The sequence below is a fragment of the Bacillus sp. AR13-1 genome, from assembly GCF_008042285.1.
In the GTDB taxonomy this organism is placed as follows: domain Bacteria; phylum Bacillota; class Bacilli; order Bacillales; family Bacillaceae_G; genus Bacillus_A; species Bacillus_A mycoides.
On the sequence record NZ_QNUA01000010.1, the window covers coordinates 1 to 20,856 of the forward strand.

A 20,856-nucleotide genomic window follows, 5' to 3' on the forward strand; every position below is an offset into this window, starting at 1 on the left:
AAATCTTCAATTTCACGAGTGGTTAGCTTCTCTTCTTTCTTTTTCTTATGTTTCTTCTTTACTTCCTTAGATTGCTTTTTCCATTCACGTATTTGATCTTTTAAGTTCTTCATTCTCTACATCCCCTTTCAAAAATAAAGAGGACACCATTTCTTAAAACAGCTTGATTGCTGCTCTAAAAATTGGTGTCCTCTAGTTTTCTAGCCGGACTATATTCAGTTTCTTTTCACTTTAAAATACCAGCTTGTACAAAAATATTTCTCCAAGCGTTTTTAACTCTATATTTTTCAAAGGATTTCGCACGTCGAGCAATAGCTTTTCTGGTTTTCTTTTTCTTTAATTTAGACATTTCTCCTAACCTCACTTTCTATTCCATTTGTTCTTTACATTCTTCAAGGAAATCGATAGCTTCCTGAACATGCTCCCTTTTTGTCATACTTTCCAATACGTATCCTTCATCGTCATACACATTGACCTTATTCCCTTTAAACTCCATTCCCCACATTCCATCTGCGCCTAATAGCTTTAAGTTTTCTTCCATTCTTTTAACCTCACTTTCTATTCAAAGGATTATTTTGTTTAAATTTTGCTTAATTCTCACCAATAATTATCTAAAAATTTAAAAATCGTTATATAATGAATTTAATTTGAAATTAGGAGTGGTTAAAATGCCAGATACAATAAGACTCGTTCTTTTCATCCTTATAGCAATAAGTGCTGTTTTCTCTTTAATAAAAGAGTTTAAAAAACCTGAGAAAAAAGCACTTTGGATTACAATAGAATTTTTAGTTCTATTCTGGGCGATATGGGTAATAGCGAATATCGTAATCTAATTTGTAGATTATAAGCTCCACTGAATAAAAATCAATATTCCGTCAATACTGTAGATAACCCATCTTTAATGTGCTGTAACCATTTAGATCTTCTTTAAGACTGAGCAGCTAGCAAAAGCTAACTGCTCTTTTGTGATTCATCGTCACATTATGATGAAATAGTCATATATTATCTCGAAGTAAAAAACCCTAATTTACTTTTCAACATCTCACTTTTCCCTTAAAGAGCACTATTCAAAGGTGCTCTTTAAGGTTTGCTTGAATAAAACCCAATATTACGTCAATACTATAGATAACCTAGTTGAGACAAGACCTCCATTAGGTGAGCAGTTAGCTTTTGCTAGCTGCTCTTTTAAGTGCGAACAAAGAATGATAAAAATTCAGTGTAACTAAAATGTTCAAAAGTTCCTTTATCATTTTTAACAGCTATACCGACCTCATCTGGTGTTCTGAACATCTTGAAGTCTTCATGATTGAAAAAATATTCTTTATCAGTACTAAATCCTCTTTGATTAGTATGCGGTACTACATACATCCAATTTCTGCACTCTGTCATCAATGAATCTAGTGCGTCCTGTAAAACATCTAAGGTTGCTGCTTTTTTATTTTCAATAATCTTGTCACACCATTTACAAAAAGCTTTTAATATTGGATCTACATTGGAATCACTAAGTTCTCCACCAAATCCAATAAATCCAGTACTGCTAAATGTTATAGCCTCTCTTCTTTTAAAGTAACTACCATCTATTTGAATTCGCGCATACTGCAAACCTTTTTTCAACACTTTTACGTCTTTAAGCCTTAACTTACTCAATTTCATATTCATTTGTTGAGCATATTCCCCTCCGTGCTCAAGATAAGAGGATAATTCTGAAGATATAATTTCTAGCAAACAATTGATATCTTCTTTGTTGATTTTTTCATAACTTAAACCTAAATTTTTAAAATGTGCCCTTGCCATCTCCCTGTCCATTTCAAACATTCCCCTTTTCTACAAAATGAAGTTTTTGTTTAGTTTTTTACTAACTCTGGATTTTCGTAGATATTACCTAAAATCTCTATATTAGTTCCACTTTCATTTCCAAATAACCATCCGCTATTTCCGTTGCATGCTTGATATGTAGCGAAATTTTCATTGTATTTGACAATCCCTAAAGCCACTACATTTCCGCTAAATTTCAAAATATACCCTTCATAAATCTCCTTGCCGTTCTTGTCTTTTAAACCTGTATATTGCATTAAATCAATGCGACTTGTTATATTCAATCCTTCGTAATAAATTTGACCGTTATTCGGGTTAAATGAATATCCGTTGTTATGGAGACTGATCCAACATTTCTTTTCTTTATGCCAAGCGCGAAATTTATTCGTTTTCATTCCCGTTCCCCTTTTCTTATAAAATAGCGTTTTGGTTTAGTTTTCACACAGCAACAACAAGTCATAATTTGATTCAATAAACTTCATGCATAATTTTCTATTCACGTCATTTCCTAAACGATCATAAATCAATAGCATTTCGTGTTTTGTAAAGCCTGTCCCTAATAACTGATTAAAACTTTTTAATATTTTTCTAGCCTTATAATCACTTAAACCTTTGCTTATTGGTCTTGATAACCAAGCAAACATTTTACATTTAAAATCAAGAACTGTTTTTACATCTTCCAATCTAAAATAAAGATTGCTTCTAATATCGAATATCAATTCATTACTACTATTTACAAAAGCCTTTTGGAAAAACATTTTTGTTTGTTCAACTAAACTTTGTACCTCTTTATTCATTTTCCGTTCCCCTCCAAATAACGATTTTATTGAGATTTAAACTAATAACTAATGCCCTATAGTAGTTATTCGCTGTTTCCAAAATAAATTGAATTAATAGTATAAAAATGAGGTATTAATAAAAAATTAAATTTACTATTTTTCTAAACACACAAGTGAGGTGATTTTGATAGATTACAAAAACAAAGATATATTCAATAAATTTCCGCTTATGGATATTAACCATATTATTCTCCCACATTATCCAACTGGTGCTACCGGACCAACACTGGATCGACTGGTGTTACCGGACCAACTGGTGTTACTGGACCGACTGGTGCTACCGGACCAACTGGTGCTACTGGATCCACGGGGTCAACCGGAGAACTTGGTTGTCATCGACTNCACAACTTGTATTACAGGAGCGACTGGTGCTACTGGATCGACTGGTGTTACCGGACCAACTGGTGTTACCGGACCAACTGGTGTTACCGGATCGACTGGTGCTACCGGACCAACTGGTGTTACCGGATCGACTGGTGCTACCGGATCGACTGGACCCGCTGGCGTAGGATTAACAAACTATCTATATGCTTTTGATACTACCAACCAGTCAATTGTAGTAGGAGGTAATGTTACTTTTAATACAAATGGACCTATAATAGGAACCGCCCTTACCCACATAGCAAGTACTGGAAATATTATAATTAATACACTAGGAACATATGTAGCAGAATTTCAATTAGAATCTTCTCGTGAAAACCAATTTTCCTTTGCACTAAACGGTACACCAATTCCAGGCGGACGGTTTGGGACAGGGTCACCCCATTCCTTAAATCAAGGTACTGTTGCTTTTACAGTAACAGTTGTTCCTTCAACATTAACTTTAATAAATAATACTTCTTTAGCGGGTACTATCACTCTCTCAAATAGTGATGGTGGCTCTTTAATAAATGTATCTGCAAATGTAAGTATTTTTCAGGTAGGATGATTAATTAGGTTAGAAACGTGATTCATAAAGCGACTCTACTTAACCTTTATGAATCACGTAGATTAAGATAACTTTTAACCTTCTTACTTTAATTAAAATAACTATTTTGTGGAATTTTCATTGATTCATTTTTCTTATAAACCTTACAAATCTGTAATACTAATGTCACCTAAAAGAATGTTTTCCTGGTTACTAATGGTTTAATATATAGATTGTTAACTTGATTAAACAAAACACCATTGGTAGGTGACAGTTTGTGGAAAGAAAATTATTACGTTATGGCATTGTATGTATAGCTTTTATTACTATCCCCATTTTATTTATACACTTTGTTTCATCTCAATTCGTTCCAAAAGAATACAGTGAAGAATGGCCGGAAGTAAGTAAAACTGCTGAACTAGTAACTATCGGTTACTTTAAAAAAGAAAAGGATCTTGATATTATAATTAAAAAAGTTGAACCTTCAGAAGAATATAAAACACATGAAATCCACCTATACGGACATGTGGCAGATAATAAAAAGCAAAAAGTTTCTGCTGTTGTAAATTTTCGTGATAACTATTCAATTAGAGACACACCTGAAGTTAAAATCAAAGAGCCTTTAAATAAAGGTTGGATGCTCTTTCAGTTAAAATAACGCTTATGTTAAGATCCATGAATCCAATTCTTAGGTGAAAAACTTTTATAGAAGCACCTTTTTTGGACAAATTTACCGGATGAATTAACTGAAATTTCATGTTATTCTTAACGTGTTGAATATCCCAATACATTCAACAATGCTCTTGATTGCATACTTAGTATGCATCCATCCATCCAGATACCTTAGCTAATACGTCCCCCTAATCGTCGTTATTGCTAAGGTATCTTTTAGATGCCCTGTGTGCAGGGCTTTTTTATTTCAGTGATGATGCTCTTTTTCCCATCTAGTTATCAATGCTTTTAGTCCACTTTCTTAATAAAATTCAAATTTGATTAAAGTAAACGTGTTTTTCGTTCTTCCAGACGAATTACTTTTCCACTTTGATATACAAATGATTGTTCACCAAATCCACCTTGGGGTGGTTCTATTAGTTGGACCTGACCATTTTTAACAACATATATTCCGTTTATTTTCAAATCTATTTCAGCTGTCATTTCTACAAGATTTTCTTTTCTAATTCCCACCAAGATCACTCCCATATGTTATAATTACTTTGTCGAAGCAAGTCGGGAGCAATCTCGGCTTTTTTTGTTTGTCTACAAATATCGCACAACATTTTCTGGAACAAATGATTGTTCAAGAGATAAATGAAGCCGTATTGGAATCGGCTCTTTGCTATCCCTTGCTCGCTTACATATCTCTTCAGCTTCTTCCCATACAAATTGTTTATCCTCCACTCGCTTATAACGCCAAATCCCAATTGTATAATCCTCAAATAATTCATAACGCTCATCAGGCGCTGTCGTTGCTTTTAATTCATCAATCGCTTTGGCTTGACGTGGTATTTGTACAACTACATCTGCATACCGTAGTTTTGAATTCAACCGATGTATCTGAGCTTTCTTAGAATCAAATGATACAACTGGTTCCACATCAAAGATTGTTAGTTGCTTTGGCATCATGTGTTCCCTCCAATACCTGCAAGCTTGCGATTAATACTCCCTCTAGCTGCGTTAGTGTTAGTTGATCTAATGTTCGTCCATTAATTTCTGATAATCCAAATCCCAATAATTTACGAATGATTGCTAATTTTCTACGTTCTACTTCCTGACGTAACAACATAATTAAGCCTCCTGTTGATGATTGAACTTTCTCTCTAAATTTACAAACTTACTAAATTCTTTAATAAATGCTAGTTCAACAACACCAACTGGACCATTTCTCTGTTTCGCTAAAATGATTTCCGTTATGTTTTTATTTTCTGTTTCACGATCGTAATAATCTTCGCGATATAAGAATGCGATCAAGTCCGCATCTTGCTCAATTTGACCATTCTCACGTAAATCTGATAGTAATGGGCGTTTATCCTGTCTGCTTTCAACAGCTCGGCTTAACTGTGATAATGCTACCACGCATACATTTAGCTCTCTTGCCATAAGTTTCAACTTGCGACTAATCTCCCCAATCTCCTGCATGCGGTTTCCTCTATGCTTCGAATCACCTACAATAAGCTGCAAGTAATCAATTGCGACTAGCACCTTTTTATCAGGATACTTACGCTTTAATTTCCTAGTCTTTGCGTAAATCTCTTGCATCGTTACATTTGCTTTATCGTAAATTTCTAATGGTAAATCATTTATCAAGCCCATAGCCTGACTAATCTTTTCCCAATCCTTTAAATTACATAGCTTTTTAGGGTTCTTTAATTTCGTAGCATCTATATTTCCAGTACTTGAGATCATACGCTTAAGTAACTGTTCTTCGCCCATCTCTAGAGAAAAGACCCCTGTTGCTGTATGAGCGCTTGCTGCATGGAATGCAATGTTTAATACAAATGCTGTTTTCCCCATCGAAGGGCGGGCACCGATAATAATTAAATCACCTTCTTGCAATCCTGCGGTCATTCTGTTTAAGTCGTCATAACCAGTTGGTATACCGGTTAAATCCCCTACATCAATTTGCATGTTCTTATACAGATCGACTAGGGTTTCCTTTAGGTTAAATTCATCTGAATAACCCGTCTCCTCAATGGCGCTTAATTCATCAATCGATGTACTAATAGCGCTCATATCTCTTTCATGCTGAAGACGATTATATAAATTACCAGCAACCTCTTGAGCATGTCGCATCTTCCAAGCTTCAATCACTAAACCTTCATGATACGAGAAGTTTTTAGTTGTTGTTACAACTTCTGTCAGGTTTACAAAGAATTCAATTCCGCCAATCAGATTCATAAAACTTTCATCGAATTTCCCCATGAGAGCGACAAGGTCTATTGGAACCTCAGCATCTTCTAGCTCTCTCATCGCCTTAAAAATCACTTGGTGCGTTGGTAAAGAAAACTGTTTTGCCTTTAGCTGACAATCTTTAATTAAATCGCCTTCTTGGATAATGCTACCTAAAACACTTTGTTCAGCTTCTACATTACGAATCATAGCGTTACTCATTGGGCCAACCACGCATTTTGTTGGTTAAGTACTGCAAGTTCTTCTTCTGTTGGAATGTTCTGCTCCCATGCTTGTTGCTGCTGTATTACATTTTTAGTAGATGCTGATAGACCTTTATTTTGATAAGGTGCTTGAGTTTGCTGCTGTCCCTTTACTAATCGTTGATTACGAAATGCTTTATCAGCTGCTTCAACGTCCGCTATTGTTTTCAATCCCTTAAGATGCCAATCTCTTAAAATTGTGTTTACGTAATTCATGTTTCTTGTATTTTTCTCTAAAGCAATCTCCATAGCCTTAATAACTAGCTCTGCATTTAAATCATCTATCCAAACATGAATACCATCTGCGATAAAAGGTGTAATGAATCCGAAGTTTTGCTCGTAAAAAGAAATTGGATTAACTTCAACAACTTCTTCCGCGCCTGCGCGTTCTTCTTGTTGTTGTTCTTTTTCTTTTTCTTTTTCTTTTTCTTCTTCCTTCCTAGGGTCTTGGAAGCCCCTTATAAGCCCCTCTAAACGGACTGATAAATACTCCTTAATACGAGGGATTTTAAAATCTTGCTCTCGCTCTAATTGCAAACAAGTTTCATAGAAATCGACTAAAAAATCCTGGTCCTTCACAGATTGAATCTCTTTTAAAACACACTTTTCAATGTTTACATTTTTAATCGGATTGAATTTCAACCAGTTGATTAAGAACAACTCTTTTGTTTTTTGGTTGTAATTAATTTTCCCGTACTCTGCAAAACGTTCTAATAGCTTCATAACAGTTTCGCGGTTGTACCCTGTATCCGTTTCAATGATACGAAGTGGAAGCTCATAGATTCCTGATTGAGACGTCTTACTGTTTGTCATCAAATATAAGTAGAAATACTTTTCCTCCGGTGTAAGATCTAAAACAAATGAATCCTGCCAAAATGAAACATGTACTGGTCTATAAACTGCCATATTATTCATCCTCCCGTTTACATATCGCGAATCCGCCCTCTACACGTAATAAGCGATAATTCTTGTATCCTGTTTTGAGATATTGGTTTACTAAGTAAATTAAGTGTTGCGTTGATGTTGCTCGTTGAAACACTTTAGGATTCAGCAACACTCTATGTGATGATTTGTCTAAAAGCATGCGGCACACTCCGTTGTTATACGAATGCTAATTTGATATAATTAATCCTAAGATCTTTGCAAGACCATTTATCTATCACTCTGCCAAGTGATAGACTTTTTTATTTTCTACGTGTTACCAATGAAGCGTTAACTCCTCTTGCTCTTAAATCTTTAATCACTACACGATAACTCATCGATGCCTCATGTTCCTCTTTTGTATCACGAAGCATTTTAAATTCCCTCATACATCGCTCCAGCTCTTCTTCCCAGTGATTTGATTCTTCGGTTGATTCTGCATTAAACATGTTATAAATACATTCACTCATACAGTTACGAAGTTTATTTGCAAACGAAAAATCCCCAGGAAGAACTAGATCATGAAGATGATTGTTTTTATCGTTCATGAATTACATCTCCTTTCTAATTAAATTGATGCTGTACACATCGTTACAACCAGAAAGGAACATTGTAGGGGTATGGGAGGAACAATCCCTTTCTGGTCATAACGACAAGCACAGTGGCTTGTCCAAATGATTTATATAATGTTATAATTGCTTTACGATATTTTTCAGAGCTACTGTTGTCTAGGCGGTAGCTTTTTCTTTTGCCCATTTATGTTTCAAAATGAATGATGCTTCAATAATTTTGATGCGAATCCCCACTAACTTTTTCTCTTGCTTTAACTCAACTGACTTTGAATCCTCACCAAGTGTTTTTGCTATTTTAATTTCACCAGTTAGTTTTGCATCATAGCGTATTAGTTCCTTATATTCTCTTAAACTTGGTTTCTTATAATCTACTGTCATTTTTCTTCCTCCTTTACAGCATCTTTGTTAAAGTCATTAAGCTATCCACCGATTGAACAATAACGTTCTCCGCCATAGCCTTTTGCAACCAACTTCTTTGTATTTGTTCCATAATGCCGAAATGAACTTGCTCAAGAGCTTGTACTACACATTGAGTAGCTTGGATTGTATCGAAAATTTCTTTTGCATGAACTACGTATTCATGTTTCTTCTTTTCATCAAATTTCCATGATCTTGTTACAACTTGTAGGTTCATGATTTCCTTCGCTGCCGCAATCCCCTCTTCAGCTTGTTTAATGTAGTTCATCAATTGTAGATTTACATCTTGAATTAAACGTGGATCTGTAGGCGGTAATCCAACATCATAAATATGTTTAATCGCTTGTTGATTCAACTTTGCTCCTGTTGCATGGCACCAATCCATCGCAAGCTCAAATTCTGGTTTAGAAAGTCCAGATTCAATACGGGTTAATCTTTCATGTGTAATACCAAGGTACTTAGATAACCCTTTCTTCGTTTTCAGCTGAACATTATCACAACATTCTCTAGCATTCTGTAATAATTCCCCTATTGCTGAATTGCAGTATATGCTTGTTCCCATATCTGTTCGCCTCCATATTTAGTTTTCAAATGGTTACAATGAATTTAGTACATATGTAACTTGTCTATTTTTCATGTAAAAAGAGAGGAACTATTCCTCAATGTTTTCTTTCACTTGCATTTCTTTGATGATGGCCCAACCAGCCTTGTAATATGCTTGAAGGAGTTTATCAATATCTTTTTGCGATTTTGGCTCAGGAGCCACAACATGGACTTTCGTTTTTCCAAATTCATAAGTCGCTGCATATTCTTCTTGTTGGCTCATGGTGTCACCTCTTGAAGTGCTTTTTATATGTTTATGCGACGAATCTGTTGGTACTGCCATGTTAGTTGATGGCATTTTCTCACCTCCCAGAAACATTTCGTTTCCTTTTTAACTAAAAAAAAAGATTATCAATTGTAGTTTTATAAAAATCAGCTATTCTTTTAGCTAATTCTAATGAAGGCGTCCTATCGCCACGTTCAATTGCCCCTAGCATTTGAGGAGTAATTTTCAAATTCTTTGCTACGATTAATCTTGATTGATTACTTCTAAATTCAATCATTTTATTTCTTTTTTTATTCAAAATGCCACCTCCAAAAGAAACATTTTGTTTCCTCATATCTCCAATATATAGAAACGAAATGTTTCTGTCAATATTTATTAGAAACTTTTCGTTTCCTTTGTGGATTTAGAAACTAAACGTTTCTATAATTAATAAAAAGCGCCTATTCTTATTTAGAAAGAAGGAAGAATTTATGCTTGGAAAAAAGATTTCGGAACTTAGAAAAAAACAAAAACTAAGTCAATATGAACTTGCTGATCGCTTGGGCTTTTCAAGAGGAAAATTGGCTAATTATGAGCAAGGTCAGCGTGAACCAGATTATGATACTTTAAAGAAAATCGCAGACTTTTTTGAGGTGTCAACAGATTATTTATTAGATAGAACACAAACAAAAGAAATGATATCGAATAATCCATCTAAATTATCGATTAAGGAAGAACGTGATATCGCACGTGATTTAGAAAAAACCTTAGAAGAGCTAGAAAACAGCGATGAAGCGTTAATGTTTGACGGAGAACCAATAGACGAACATACAAAAGAAATGATTCGTATTTCTCTGGAGAACTCCATGCGTATGGCAAAACAATTAGCAAAACAAAAATTCACTCCAAACAAGTACAAAAAGGATTGAACGGAGCGAGAGATGGAAATTAAAGAATACGCACTCAAAATCGCAGAAAAACATGCAACAACAAATCCATTTGAAATTGCTAGACGAAAAAATATTATAGTGTTGTTTGAAGACCTTGGGAATACTCTTGGTTTTTACAACACATATAAACGCTTTAAATTCATTCATATTAATAATCAAATCGACGAAACTACTCAACGCTTTGTGTGTGCTCATGAACTTGGACATGCCCTATTACACCCAAAAGCAAATACTCCATTTTTAAGAAATAAAACTCTGTATTCTGTAGATCGGTTAGAGATTGAAGCAAATACATTTGCAGTCGAGCTCTTATTAACTGATGAAATGATTTCTGAATATCAAGATACTAATCTATCAATTCAAGAAGTAGCTGAAATCTATGGGATTCCAGAAAATTTTGCTCGTTTAAAAACCTATTAATATGAATTTAAAATACAACTTTATACGTTAGGAGTTACATAGATGAAAATATTTTTCTCATTTCTATTTGCAATAGCAATGATAGCCACGTTCATTTTACTAATTACATCATTGGTATTTCGTTTAAAAAAGAAACCAACCACTAAGAAATACTTTAAGCTTACTGGTATAGCTTTTGTTTTATCTATCATTTCATTAATTGTAGTTAACATGAACATGACACCACAAGAAAAACAAGAAATTCTCGCTAAACAAAAAGCTGAAGAAAAGCTAAAAGCTGAAGAAAAACAAAAAGATAAAGAACAAAAAGAGGCTGATGAAAAGCTAAAGACAGAAGAAAAACAAAAAAATAAAGAACAAAAAGAAGCTAACTAAAAGCCGAAAAGAAACAAAAAGATAAAAAACAAAAAGAACAAAAAGAAGCTGAGGATAAACTAAAAGCCGAAGAGAAACAAAAAGCTAAAGAACAAAAAGAAGCTGAGGAAAAGCTAAAAGCCGAAGAGAAACAAAAAGCTAAAGAACAAAAAGAAGCTGAAGACAAACAAAAAGCTGAAGAGAAGAAATTAGCTGAGGAACAAAAAAAGGCTGAAGAAAAACAAAAAGAATTTACTTCCTATGCCCAAAACATCAGAGGTGGCAATTTTATTAAAGATATGAAACTTAACAATAATGAGGCTGAAATTACATTCCATGATTCATTTGCATCATATAAATCAGCTAACCCTACTAGCTCTAATACAGAAGATCAATATAAACAATATTTTTCAACTGGAGATGCTATTGAAAAAATGTTTGTAAGCGAACCTGCTAGATTACTAAAACAGTTTCCAGATTTAAATACGGTGAAAATGACTCTTCCATTCGATGGGAAAACATATAGCACTAGCTTGGATAGAAATTCTTTGAATTCATATCTTGGATTTAAGATTGAAGATTTAAAAGTTGAAGACAAGTCTTGGGTTAAAAAGTTTAACGATCCATACGTGTATGATAAGGCAAAGCGTAAGGCATTCTTTACGAAATTTGTTACTGTCCAATAATGTATAACGTTTATTACTGATTCTTTACAGCAATAAACGTTTTATTAAATTATCAAAAGGAGTTATGATTTTTATGAGTGATATATCCAATGTACTCAAAGGGTTAGGAGGATTAGCCGCTACCCTTACTTTTCTTGTAGTTATATATCAATTTGTCCTTAAATATAGGACTACAAATGAATTTGATAAACTTTTTATAAGTAAAGCTGAACGAGAGAAACAAAATGATTTTAAATTTATAATGGAGGCCTTATTAATATTTTTTGCTTTTTATCTTTATCCATTGATTACTATTTCACAATTTATTTCCTTATCTAAATCTACTGTTAATGCTATGACTGGTTGGATAAGTATCCTTTTAATCCTTTCAACCATAATGTTTATGTTTACTGTTTATTATGCCAGTAGAAAAACAATTCCTACAGAAAAATACACTCTTGTTAAGAGAATAGGCCTAGTAAATGTAATACTTAGCCTACTTTGGTACATACCTTCATTACTAATTGTAACAACATATAAATCTTGGTCGGCATTATTCATTATAATTCCACTGGTTTTATTATATAGTCTAATTCTAATGAAATCCCTTTATAAGACTAGAAACACACCTCAGAGTAAGTATATCGTAACTACTATAGATGAAGAGGAATTCAGCAAGCTCGAGCTTATCCATGCATATATTATTGATGAAGATCGAACTGTTCTTTATGAAACTTCTGCAACTTCAGAAGAAACATTCTATGTATGCGATTTTTCTTCTGAAGTTTATTTAAAGTATAAAAAATTTGATATGCCAACCGATCAAATTATTGAAGAAAATATAAGCCTAAATGTAAATTCAAATCAACAAAGTAATGAAAGTACCAACACCGAAACAAATGCACGCATAGATATCAATGTAAATATAAATTCAAAATAAATTTATTATAGCTCCTTTTCAGGAGCTTTCTTTTTACTTCTTCCATCTGCCCATTTTTCGTATATTAGATATTAACAAGGAGGTCTAACGATGAAAACCGCAATCTACTTAAGAAAATCCCGTGCCGATCTCGAAGCTGAGGATCGCGGCGAAGGCGAAACTTTAGCAAAACACCGCTCTGCCCTGCTGAAAATTGCCAAGGAAATGAACTTAAATGTTTTATCTGTCCGTGAGGAAATTGTTTCTGGCGAGAGCTTAGTGAAACGTCCTGAAATGTTAGCACTACTTGAAGAAATTGAAGACAATAAATATGATGTTGTTCTTTGTATGGATATGGACCGTTTAGGTCGTGGTGGTATGAAAGAGCAAGGAATCATTTTAGAGACGTTTAAACGCTCGAATACGAAGATTATGACACCTAGGAAGACTTATGACCTTAATGATGAGTGGGACGAAGAATATAGCGAATTTGAAGCATTTATGGCACGTAAGGAGTTAAAGATTATTACACGTCGTATGCAACGCGGCCGTATTGCAAGTGTAGAGGCTGGAAATTACCTTGGTACACATGCACCATTCGGATATGATATACACCGTTTAAATAAGCGAGAGCGCACTTTAACAATTAATTCAGAAGAAGCTTCTGTTATAAGAATGATATTTGATTGGTATGCAAATGAGGATATGGGTGCGAGTGCAATTAGGAACAAGTTAAACGATCTTGGCTATAAGAGTAAGTTAGGGAATGAATGGAATCCTTATAGCATCTTGGATATATTAAAAAACAATGTGTATATCGGAAAAGTCACGTGGCAAAAACGAAAAGAAGTAAAACGTCCTGACGCTGTGAAACGTAGCTGTGCGAGACAAGATAAATCAGATTGGATTATTGCTGATGGTAAACATGATCCTATTATCCCAGAAAGTTTGTTTGAGCAAGTACAAGAAAAATTAAATTCGAGGTACCACGTTCCTTACAATACGAACGGAATAAAGAATCCATTGGCTGGTATTATTAAATGCGCTAAGTGTAGTTATAGTATGGTCCAACGTTATCCGAAAAACCGAAAGGAAACTATGGATTGTAAACACCGTGGTTGTGAAAATAAATCAAGTTATACTGAGTTAATTGAGAAGCGTTTACTCGAGGCTTTAAAAGAATGGTACATCAATTATAAAGCTGATTTTGAAAAACATAAGCAAGATGATAAATTGAAAGAAACGCAAGTTATTCAAATGAATGAGGTTGCATTACGAAAGCTTGAAAAAGAATTGGTGGATGTCCAAAAACAAAAAAATAATTTGCATGATTTATTAGAGCGTGGTGTTTACACTGTCGATATGTTTTTAGAACGTTCGAATGTAGTTTCTGATCGTATTAATGAAATTACTACAACGATGGAAAAATTAAAGAAAGAAATTAAAACAGAAATCAAAAAGGAAAAGGTGAAGAAAGATACAATACCTCAAGTGGAGCATGTTCTTGATCTGTACCTCAAAACAGATGATCCGAAAAAGAAAAACAGCCTCCTAAAATCGGTTTTAGAAAAGGCTGTTTATAAGAAAGAAAAGTGGCAAAGACTTGATGATTTCGAACTTGTGCTTTACCCTAAGCTCCCTCAAGATGGCGACATATAAGCGTTCGTGCTTTGTCGTCACCTTGTTGGTGTAATTAGATTTACTCCATTAAGCCCCAACGCATCATTCGTCGAAACAGCTAACACAACAGGCTTCCCATTTCTAAGCGTCGCTTTTGCTGCCATTAATACTGGAGAGTCTGTCATTGCATTTGCAAATTTACTCATCGAATTCCCTGTTAGTGGTGCGATCACCATGCAATCTAGTGGAATTTTCGGTCCTAGTGGCTCTGCGCCAACGATTGAATTAATTGCCTTAAAACCGGTTATTTCTTCGATCTTTTTAATCCATTCTTCCCCTTCGCCAAATCTAGTATTTGTTGATTGGACAGTATAAGAAACAACGGGACGTACTTCTGCACCTTCTGCAATTAACTTCTCTAAATGTGGCATAACTTCTTCATACGTACAATGTGACCCTGTAAATCCGAAACCAATTCGTTTTCCCTTCAAACTCATTTCTCATCATCCTCCTTTGCGATTGCATCCGCTATTAATAACTGAGAAAGAACATTCGCTAATATTTGTCCTGCTGTTTTCGGTGCAACAATCCCAGGAAGACCAGGTGCTAATAATGCCTTCACTCCACGCTTCTCCGCATAGCGAAAGTCCGTGCCACCTGGCTTAGAAGCTAAATCAATAACTAGCGTATGAGCTGGCATTTTTGAAATAACATTCGCTGTCACAACGAGATGCGGAATTGTATTAATAACAATATCGATATTACCTACTTCTTTCTCTATGTCTTGCATATGAAAAGGAGAAAACATCATTTCTGTAATACGAGCAATATGTTCCGAACGTCTCGCTCCAACTTTGACATGTGCTCCTAATGATTGAAAGGCTCTTGCAACACTCATACCAGTTCTACCAAATCCTAAAACCATTACATTCGATCCATGAATTGTGTAATCAGTATGTTGAATAACCATCATTAGTGTACCTTCTACGGTCGGAATAGAGTTATAGATTGCAACATCATCACGATCAAATAATTTTACAAGTTTGCGATTTGTAGTAGCTACGAGATTTTCCAAGTAAGGTGTACCAATACCTGAATATATAGTGAAGTTTTCTGGTGTCTTTTCAATTTGTTCTTTCGTTATGGAAACTTTCTCATTTGAAAAAATAGTATCTACTTCTCCTCTGGCATTCGTCCCTGCAACCGGCAAAATAATTGCATCTAAAGAAGTGAAATTTAAATCTTGTATACTTTCCTTTGCTGCCCCTGTGAAGCCATGATCTAACTGTTCAAACCCTATTAATGAAAGTTTCGCGTCCAGTTCGACTAGCTTGCGAATTACTTCTAGCTGCCGTGCATCTCCTCCTATGACAGCAATATGCATCTCAGTCAACATTCCCTAATTCACCTTCTTTTTCTTTCATTTATAAGAAAAATGCCTACTTTTTCTTTTTCCTCCACATCATATGTAATGTACGAGTTTGAGGTGATTGAAAAACAAAAAGCACACGTGATTTATCTTCTTTATATAAAGATAAAAAAAAGACAACCAAAATGGTCATCTTTCACTATGATCTTGAATGGTTCGTAAGATCGCAAAGTATCATATCATTTCCAACCTTCTTTATTTTTCTCCATTCTACTCTCACTTCTTGCTGTTCTCTTTTAAAGCCTCCCCATTTCCCAGCAGGTATAATAAGCGCTTGTATTTTTCCATCTCTCTCATCAATTTCTAAATCTGCATGACCTAAAACTCCCATTTTTTCTGCTCTTTCTAAATCCACAATCTCTTTGCCACTTAATTCACTTAAACGCATTAAATCTCCCCCTATCCTACTTTTTATGAAGGTTATCCTATAATAAGTACTTATTCTGCATATATAAAAAAAATAACCGTATCTCATATAAAAGAGATACGGTTATTTCCGAAAGCGAATGAATTACAAGATCGATTAAAGTTTCATTCCTTTTGGCAGTTTTCCATCTGGACTAATAAGTGCCGCAGAGAATTCATCGGTAAACATATTGCGAATTAACTCGTCTACATTTTGCTTTGTTACAGTGTTTACACTTTCAATAATCTCATCAAGAGAACGATGTTTACGAAGAAGCAATTCGTTTTTACCATTACGGCTCATACGACTATTCGTACTTTCTAAACTTAACATTAAGTTTCCTTTTAATTGTTCTTTACTGTTAACAAGCTCTTTTTCTGTAATACCTGTATTTTTCAACGTATTTAACGTTTCTTGCATTGTTTCATACAGTGTATCTAATTGTTTACTACCTGTTCCACCGTAAAGTGTTAACATTCCTGTATCTTCATAAGAAGAGTGATAAGAGAATACTGAGTACGCCAATCCACGTTGCTCACGTACTTCTTGGAATAAACGGCTACTCATACTACCGCCTAAAACATTATTTAATACAATTAAATTATAAATATCTTCGTGTCCCATTTGCAAGCCTTTATATCCTAAACATAAATGAGCTTGTTCTGTTTCCTTCTTACGTGCTACTTTATTGAAATGGAAAATTGGGCTATGTACTTGTTCACGATTTGTTGTCCCTTCGTAACTACCGAAATATTGCTCTACAGTTTGTAAAAATGCTTCATCAATATTCCCTGCAATTGATACAACAACATTTTCAGGTGTGTAATGATCTTTCATATATTGACGTAACGTATCACCTGTAAATGTTTCAAGCGTTTCTTCTGTTCCTAAAATAGGATATCCAAGCGGATGCGTTTCATATGTTGCTTTCGTTAACATATCATGCACAATATCATCTGGCGCATCTTCGTACATTTTTATTTCTTCACATACAACATTCTTCTCTTTTTTCAGTTCTTCCTCATCAAATGTTGAATTAAAGAACATATCTGCTAAAACATCTAATGCATATTTAGCATGCTCATCTAGCACTTTCGCATAGTAACATGTATATTCTTTTGAAGTAAAAGCATTTACTTGTCCACCAATGCTATCAAATGATTCTGCAATCTCTCTTGCACTTCGCGTTTCTGTCCCTTTAAAGAACATATGTTCCAAAAAGTGCGAAACCCCATTATTTTTTTCATTTTCATTTCTTGAACCTGCGTGGATCCATATACCAATCGCAACCGAGCGTACAGTTGGTATATTCTCCATAACAATTCTTACACCATTTTTACACGTATATTTTTTAATCAAAAACTTTCCTCCTAATGCCAGTTTCTCTAAATAATTGCTATTATTTAATGATAACAAGTTTAGAGATGAATGTCATGCAAATGTATTTAATCCACACGTTTTTCATCTAGTAATTCTGTAATATTCCCCACTTTATATCCTTGTTCCTTTAAATTTTTAATCATAGTATCTAGCGCTTCTGTTGTAGATGAAGTAGGATGCATTAGCACAATAGCACCTGGATGTATTTTTCGCATTACTCTCTGCAATAGCACACCCGGTTCTGGCCGCTTCCAATCAATTGTATCTACAGTCCACATAATCGTCCCCATTTGGAAATCATCCGCTATTTTTACTACCTCATCCCGAAAGCTTCCACTTGGCGGAGCAAACCATCTCACTTTCTGATTTGTAGCTGCTTCTATCATTCGATTTGTTTTTTGTAATTGATCTCGTATTTCATCTGTAGACAGCGTTTTCATATTAGGGTGTGTGTAAGAATGATTTCCTACTTCTTGATTTGCATCGACAATCATTTTGGCAAATCGTAAGTTTTCTTTCACCCAGCGTCCTTCTAAAAAGAAAGTCGCCTTCACATCATGTTTTTTCAATATCTCTAATATACGTGGCAAATACTCATTACCCCAGGCCACATTAATTGTTAATCCCACCATCTTTTTATTTGGATGTCCTCGATAAATGGGAGCTGGTGGTAAATCTTCTAAGTGAACACTCGGTGATACTTCCTTAAATTCAAGTTGTTTTTGATCAAACTTCTTGATTTTCTTCATATTATTATAGGACGCTTCTATATCCACTTGTTTTCCATTATACCCAGGCGTCGCCTTCCAAATCTTATCAATCATCGCATTTTGCGGCATAATCTCGTACTGTTTTACATGCTTTTGAATCTCTTCATACAAGTTATCCTGCGCAAAAACGGAATAAGAGCCACAACCCATATATAAAGAAAATATAAATATGTACGCTAATATACGAGCTTTCATATAAACCCTCCCATTAACTATAAAAAAGAAACCATTTTCTTCTTATCTTTGTTAATTTGAGCGTTATGATGAAAACTATACCTATACTCACATAAAAATCTAAATGAATCACATTTTTTACATAACAAAAAAAGCCAGCTATACTGGCTTTCACTTATTGTTGCTCTTGTGCGTTTTCTTCTTTAGCTGCTTCTTCTTTAGCTGCTTCTTTTTCTTGCTCTTCTTTTAGCAATACTTTTCTAGATAAGTTTACACGACCTTGTTTGTCAATCTCGATAACTTTAACTGAAATCTCATCACCGATTTTCACAACGTCTTCTACCTTACCTACACGCTCAAGTGCAAGTTCAGAAATGTGAACAAGTCCATCTTTACCGCTAAATAATTCAACGAACGCACCGAATTTTTCAACGCGTTTAACTTTTCCTAAGTAGATTTCGCCTACTTGTACTTCGCGAACGATATCTTCGATAATTTTCTTCGCTTTTTCATTCATCTCTTGATTAATTGATGAAATGAATACTGTACCATCTTGCTCGATGTCAATTTTAACGCCAGTTTCTTCAATGATTTTATTGATCTGTTTACCACTTGGTCCAATAACATCACGAATTTTATCTGGGTTAATTGCCATTGTAATAATCTTCGGAGCATACGCAGATAACTCAATGCGAGGTTCAGCGATAACAGATAACATGTGATTTAGAATGTGCATACGACCAACTTTCGCTTGTTGTAATGCTTCTTCTAAAATCTCACGAGATAAACCATCGATTTTAATGTCCATTTGTAGTGCAGTTACACCTTTTGCAGTACCTGCTACTTTAAAGTCCATATCACCTAAATGGTCTTCCATTCCTTGAATATCTGTTAAAATTGTATAATGCTCACCAGATTTCACTAGACCCATTGCAATACCAGCAACTGGTGCTTTAAGTGGTACACCCGCATCCATCATCGCTAATGTACTACCGCAAATACTCGCTTGTGAAGTAGAACCATTGGACTCTAATACTTCAGATACAAGACGAACTGTATATGGGAAATCCTTTTCAGATGGAAGTACAGGTTCAAGAGCACGTTCTCCTAGTGCTCCGTGACCAATTTCACGACGACCTGGTCCACGCATTGGTCTTGTTTCACCAACACTAAATGAAGGGAAATTATAATGGTGCATAAAGCGTTTTGACTCTTCTACACCTAGACCATCTAAAATTTGCACATCGCCTAATGCACCTAATGTACAAATACTTAATGCTTGCGTTTGTCCACGTGTGAATAGACCAGAACCATGTGTACGAGATAAAATGCCAACCTCTGATGCTAAAGGACGAATTTCGTCACCTTTACGACCATCTGGGCGGATTTTTTCAACTGTAATAAGACGACGTACTTCTTCTTTTACAATTTTATATAAAATCTCACTTACTTGTCCTAATGTATCAGCATCAGCTTCCTCAGCTTCGTAATGCTCAATTACACGCTTTTTCACTACGCTAATTGCATCTTCACGTGCATGTTTTTCGTGCACTTGAATTGCAGAATGCATATCTGTCTCAGCCATTTCACGTACAGCTTGGTTCAAATCAGCATCCACTTCATAAAGTTTCACTGCTGTTTTCTCTTTACCGACAGCTTGTACAATCTCTTCTTGGAATGCAATTAGACGTTTAATTTCATCGTGTCCAAACATAATTGCTTCTAACATTGTTTCTTCAGGTACTTGATCCGCTCCTGCTTCAACCATGTTAATTGCATCTTTCGTACCAGCTACAACAAGGTGCATATCACTTTGTTCTTGCTGTTCTACTGTTGGATTAATAACGAACTCGCCATTAATACGACCAACTGTCGCACCTGCGATTGGACCTTCAAATGGAATATCTGAAATAGATAATGCTAATGAAGAACCAAGCATAGCTGCCATTTCAGAAGAACAGTCTTGATCAACACTCATTACGATGCTGACAACTTGTACTTCATTACGGAAACCATCTGCGAAAAGTGGACGGATTGGACGGTCAATTAAACGACTTGCTAAAATTGCTTTTTCACTTGGACGGCCTTCGCGCTTAATAAAACCGCCTGGGATTTTTCCAACTGCATATAAACGCTCTTCATAGTTTACTGTAAGCGGGAAGAAATCTACATTTTTTGGCTCTTTTGATGCAGTTGCTGTAGATAGAACTGCTGTGTCGCCGTATCTTACTAATACTGCTCCGTTTGCTTGTTTTGCAAGCTGACTTGTTTCAATTGTTAGCTGACGACCAGCTAAATCTATCGAGAAGACTTGCTTTTCCTGACTCATTTAAGTACCCCT

Annotated in this window: 28 protein-coding genes and 2 pseudogenes; 9 read left to right on the forward strand and 21 right to left on the reverse strand. The window is 34.9% G+C overall.

The window, feature by feature from the left end:
• Positions 1-226 precede the first annotated feature (226 nt).
• Together DN408_RS08000 and DN408_RS31335 are read right to left on the reverse strand one after the other, a co-directional pair.
• The gene (locus tag DN408_RS08000) at positions 227-349 is read right to left on the reverse strand and encodes a DUF3983 domain-containing protein (protein ID WP_002010097.1); all 123 of its coding nucleotides are present in this window, start codon (positions 347-349) and stop codon (positions 227-229) included.
• Positions 350-367: 18 nt separating this feature from the next.
• Positions 368-541, reverse strand: coding sequence for a hypothetical protein (locus DN408_RS31335; protein ID WP_179957889.1), 174 nt, complete (start codon positions 539-541; stop codon positions 368-370).
• Between the two features lie 127 nt (positions 542-668).
• Between DN408_RS31335 and DN408_RS31340 the strand changes: the two genes are divergently transcribed.
• Entirely contained in the window at positions 669-833 is a 165-nt protein-coding gene (locus tag DN408_RS31340) for a hypothetical protein (RefSeq protein ID WP_088122214.1), read from the forward strand.
• A 352-nt stretch (positions 834-1,185) separates the two neighbouring features.
• Here the strand turns inward: DN408_RS31340 and DN408_RS31925 are convergent, their stop codons facing one another.
• The 3 genes from DN408_RS31925 to DN408_RS08020 are packed head-to-tail and all read right to left on the reverse strand — an operon-like array spanning position 1,186 to position 2,612.
• A complete protein-coding gene (locus tag DN408_RS31925; RefSeq protein WP_242489462.1) occupies positions 1,186-1,806 on the reverse strand; it encodes a hypothetical protein in 621 nt (206 codons plus the stop codon).
• A gap of 38 nt (positions 1,807-1,844) precedes the next feature.
• On the reverse strand, positions 1,845-2,210 hold the full coding sequence (locus DN408_RS08015) for a YopX family protein (RefSeq protein ID WP_147740044.1): 366 nt from the start codon (positions 2,208-2,210) through the stop codon (positions 1,845-1,847).
• 36 nt (positions 2,211-2,246) lie between these two features.
• The gene (locus DN408_RS08020; protein ID WP_147740045.1) at positions 2,247-2,612 is read right to left on the reverse strand and encodes a hypothetical protein; all 366 of its coding nucleotides are present in this window, start codon (positions 2,610-2,612) and stop codon (positions 2,247-2,249) included.
• Positions 2,613-2,823: 211 nt separating this feature from the next.
• Between DN408_RS08020 and DN408_RS32320 the strand changes: the two are divergent.
• Positions 2,824-3,582: pseudogene (locus tag DN408_RS32320) on the forward strand (collagen-like triple helix repeat-containing protein).
• A gap of 256 nt (positions 3,583-3,838) precedes the next feature.
• Complete coding sequence (locus tag DN408_RS08030; protein ID WP_147740047.1) at positions 3,839-4,219, forward strand: phosphoglycolate phosphatase; 381 nt, start codon at positions 3,839-3,841, stop codon at positions 4,217-4,219.
• Between the two features lie 335 nt (positions 4,220-4,554).
• Here DN408_RS08030 and DN408_RS08035 read toward each other — a convergent pair whose 3' ends face one another.
• The 10 genes from DN408_RS08035 to DN408_RS08080 form a co-directional block, all read right to left on the reverse strand.
• Complete coding sequence (locus tag DN408_RS08035) at positions 4,555-4,746, reverse strand: DUF3954 domain-containing protein (RefSeq protein ID WP_147740048.1); 192 nt, start codon at positions 4,744-4,746, stop codon at positions 4,555-4,557.
• Positions 4,747-4,818: 72 nt separating this feature from the next.
• Positions 4,819-5,181, reverse strand: coding sequence for a cell division protein SepF (locus DN408_RS08040; RefSeq protein WP_147740049.1), 363 nt, complete (start codon positions 5,179-5,181; stop codon positions 4,819-4,821).
• Positions 5,156-5,344, reverse strand: a complete 189-nt coding sequence (locus DN408_RS08045; RefSeq protein WP_016100726.1) for a hypothetical protein — start codon at positions 5,342-5,344, stop codon at positions 5,156-5,158. The genes DN408_RS08040 and DN408_RS08045 overlap by 26 nt, the downstream gene beginning before the upstream one ends.
• Positions 5,345-5,346: 2 nt before the next feature.
• Positions 5,347-6,669, reverse strand: a complete 1,323-nt coding sequence (gene dnaB / locus DN408_RS08050) for a replicative DNA helicase (protein WP_147740050.1) — start codon at positions 6,667-6,669, stop codon at positions 5,347-5,349.
• Positions 6,666-7,616 (reverse strand): DnaD domain-containing protein, encoded by a 951-nt coding sequence (locus DN408_RS08055; RefSeq protein ID WP_147740051.1) that lies wholly within the window; start codon positions 7,614-7,616, stop codon positions 6,666-6,668. Before DN408_RS08055 ends, dnaB begins: the two co-directional genes overlap by 4 nt.
• Before the next feature lie 278 nt (positions 7,617-7,894).
• Entirely contained in the window at positions 7,895-8,179 is a 285-nt protein-coding gene (locus DN408_RS08060) for a hypothetical protein (protein ID WP_147740052.1), read from the reverse strand.
• 180 nt (positions 8,180-8,359) lie between these two features.
• Positions 8,360-8,581: a hypothetical protein gene (locus DN408_RS08065; RefSeq protein WP_016092216.1), complete on the reverse strand. Its 222-nt coding sequence runs from the start codon at positions 8,579-8,581 to the stop codon at positions 8,360-8,362.
• A 13-nt stretch (positions 8,582-8,594) separates the two neighbouring features.
• Positions 8,595-9,182 (reverse strand): sporulation sigma factor-processing peptidase, encoded by a 588-nt coding sequence (locus tag DN408_RS08070; RefSeq protein ID WP_147740053.1) that lies wholly within the window; start codon positions 9,180-9,182, stop codon positions 8,595-8,597.
• Positions 9,183-9,272: 90 nt separating this feature from the next.
• Positions 9,273-9,521 (reverse strand): hypothetical protein, encoded by a 249-nt coding sequence (locus DN408_RS08075; RefSeq protein WP_070146872.1) that lies wholly within the window; start codon positions 9,519-9,521, stop codon positions 9,273-9,275.
• A gap of 37 nt (positions 9,522-9,558) precedes the next feature.
• Complete coding sequence (locus DN408_RS08080) at positions 9,559-9,747, reverse strand: helix-turn-helix transcriptional regulator (protein ID WP_147740054.1); 189 nt, start codon at positions 9,745-9,747, stop codon at positions 9,559-9,561.
• A gap of 172 nt (positions 9,748-9,919) precedes the next feature.
• Here DN408_RS08080 and DN408_RS08085 point away from each other — a divergent pair, with 172 nt between their 5' ends.
• From DN408_RS08085 to DN408_RS08110, 6 genes are all read left to right on the forward strand, one after another.
• Positions 9,920-10,357: a helix-turn-helix domain-containing protein gene (locus tag DN408_RS08085; RefSeq protein WP_078177820.1), complete on the forward strand. Its 438-nt coding sequence runs from the start codon at positions 9,920-9,922 to the stop codon at positions 10,355-10,357.
• A gap of 12 nt (positions 10,358-10,369) precedes the next feature.
• Positions 10,370-10,798 (forward strand): ImmA/IrrE family metallo-endopeptidase, encoded by a 429-nt coding sequence (locus DN408_RS08090; RefSeq protein ID WP_098085054.1) that lies wholly within the window; start codon positions 10,370-10,372, stop codon positions 10,796-10,798.
• Positions 10,799-10,840: 42 nt separating this feature from the next.
• A complete protein-coding gene (locus DN408_RS08095; protein ID WP_147740055.1) occupies positions 10,841-11,173 on the forward strand; it encodes a hypothetical protein in 333 nt (110 codons plus the stop codon).
• Positions 11,174-11,451: 278 nt separating this feature from the next.
• Positions 11,452-11,838: a hypothetical protein gene (locus DN408_RS08100; RefSeq protein WP_147740056.1), complete on the forward strand. Its 387-nt coding sequence runs from the start codon at positions 11,452-11,454 to the stop codon at positions 11,836-11,838.
• 73 nt (positions 11,839-11,911) lie between these two features.
• Positions 11,912-12,757, forward strand: coding sequence for a hypothetical protein (locus DN408_RS08105; protein ID WP_002142909.1), 846 nt, complete (start codon positions 11,912-11,914; stop codon positions 12,755-12,757).
• 90 nt (positions 12,758-12,847) lie between these two features.
• Positions 12,848-14,395 carry a recombinase family protein gene (locus DN408_RS08110; protein WP_147740057.1) on the forward strand — a complete coding sequence of 516 codons (1,548 nt, stop codon included), beginning with the start codon at positions 12,848-12,850 and terminating at the stop codon, positions 14,393-14,395.
• A gap of 32 nt (positions 14,396-14,427) precedes the next feature.
• Here DN408_RS08110 and dpaB read toward each other — a convergent pair.
• The 6 genes and pseudogenes from dpaB to pnp all read right to left on the reverse strand — a co-directional run.
• Positions 14,428-14,853: pseudogene (gene dpaB, locus DN408_RS08115) on the reverse strand (dipicolinate synthase subunit B); the annotation flags it as partial.
• The gene (gene dpaA / locus DN408_RS08120) at positions 14,850-15,752 is read right to left on the reverse strand and encodes a dipicolinic acid synthetase subunit A (RefSeq protein ID WP_002128797.1); all 903 of its coding nucleotides are present in this window, start codon (positions 15,750-15,752) and stop codon (positions 14,850-14,852) included. The gene dpaA and the pseudogene dpaB, both read right to left, overlap by 4 nt.
• Before the next feature lie 172 nt (positions 15,753-15,924).
• On the reverse strand, positions 15,925-16,173 hold the full coding sequence (locus DN408_RS08125; RefSeq protein WP_050000361.1) for a YlmC/YmxH family sporulation protein: 249 nt from the start codon (positions 16,171-16,173) through the stop codon (positions 15,925-15,927).
• Positions 16,174-16,308: 135 nt separating this feature from the next.
• Positions 16,309-17,550 carry a M16 family metallopeptidase gene (locus tag DN408_RS08130; protein WP_002088150.1) on the reverse strand — a complete coding sequence of 414 codons (1,242 nt, stop codon included), beginning with the start codon at positions 17,548-17,550 and terminating at the stop codon, positions 16,309-16,311.
• A gap of 86 nt (positions 17,551-17,636) precedes the next feature.
• The gene (locus tag DN408_RS08135; protein ID WP_002128798.1) at positions 17,637-18,536 is read right to left on the reverse strand and encodes a polysaccharide deacetylase family protein; all 900 of its coding nucleotides are present in this window, start codon (positions 18,534-18,536) and stop codon (positions 17,637-17,639) included.
• A 154-nt stretch (positions 18,537-18,690) separates the two neighbouring features.
• Positions 18,691-20,844 carry a polyribonucleotide nucleotidyltransferase gene (pnp, locus tag DN408_RS08140; protein ID WP_002033682.1) on the reverse strand — a complete coding sequence of 718 codons (2,154 nt, stop codon included), beginning with the start codon at positions 20,842-20,844 and terminating at the stop codon, positions 18,691-18,693.
• Positions 20,845-20,856 lie beyond the last annotated feature (12 nt).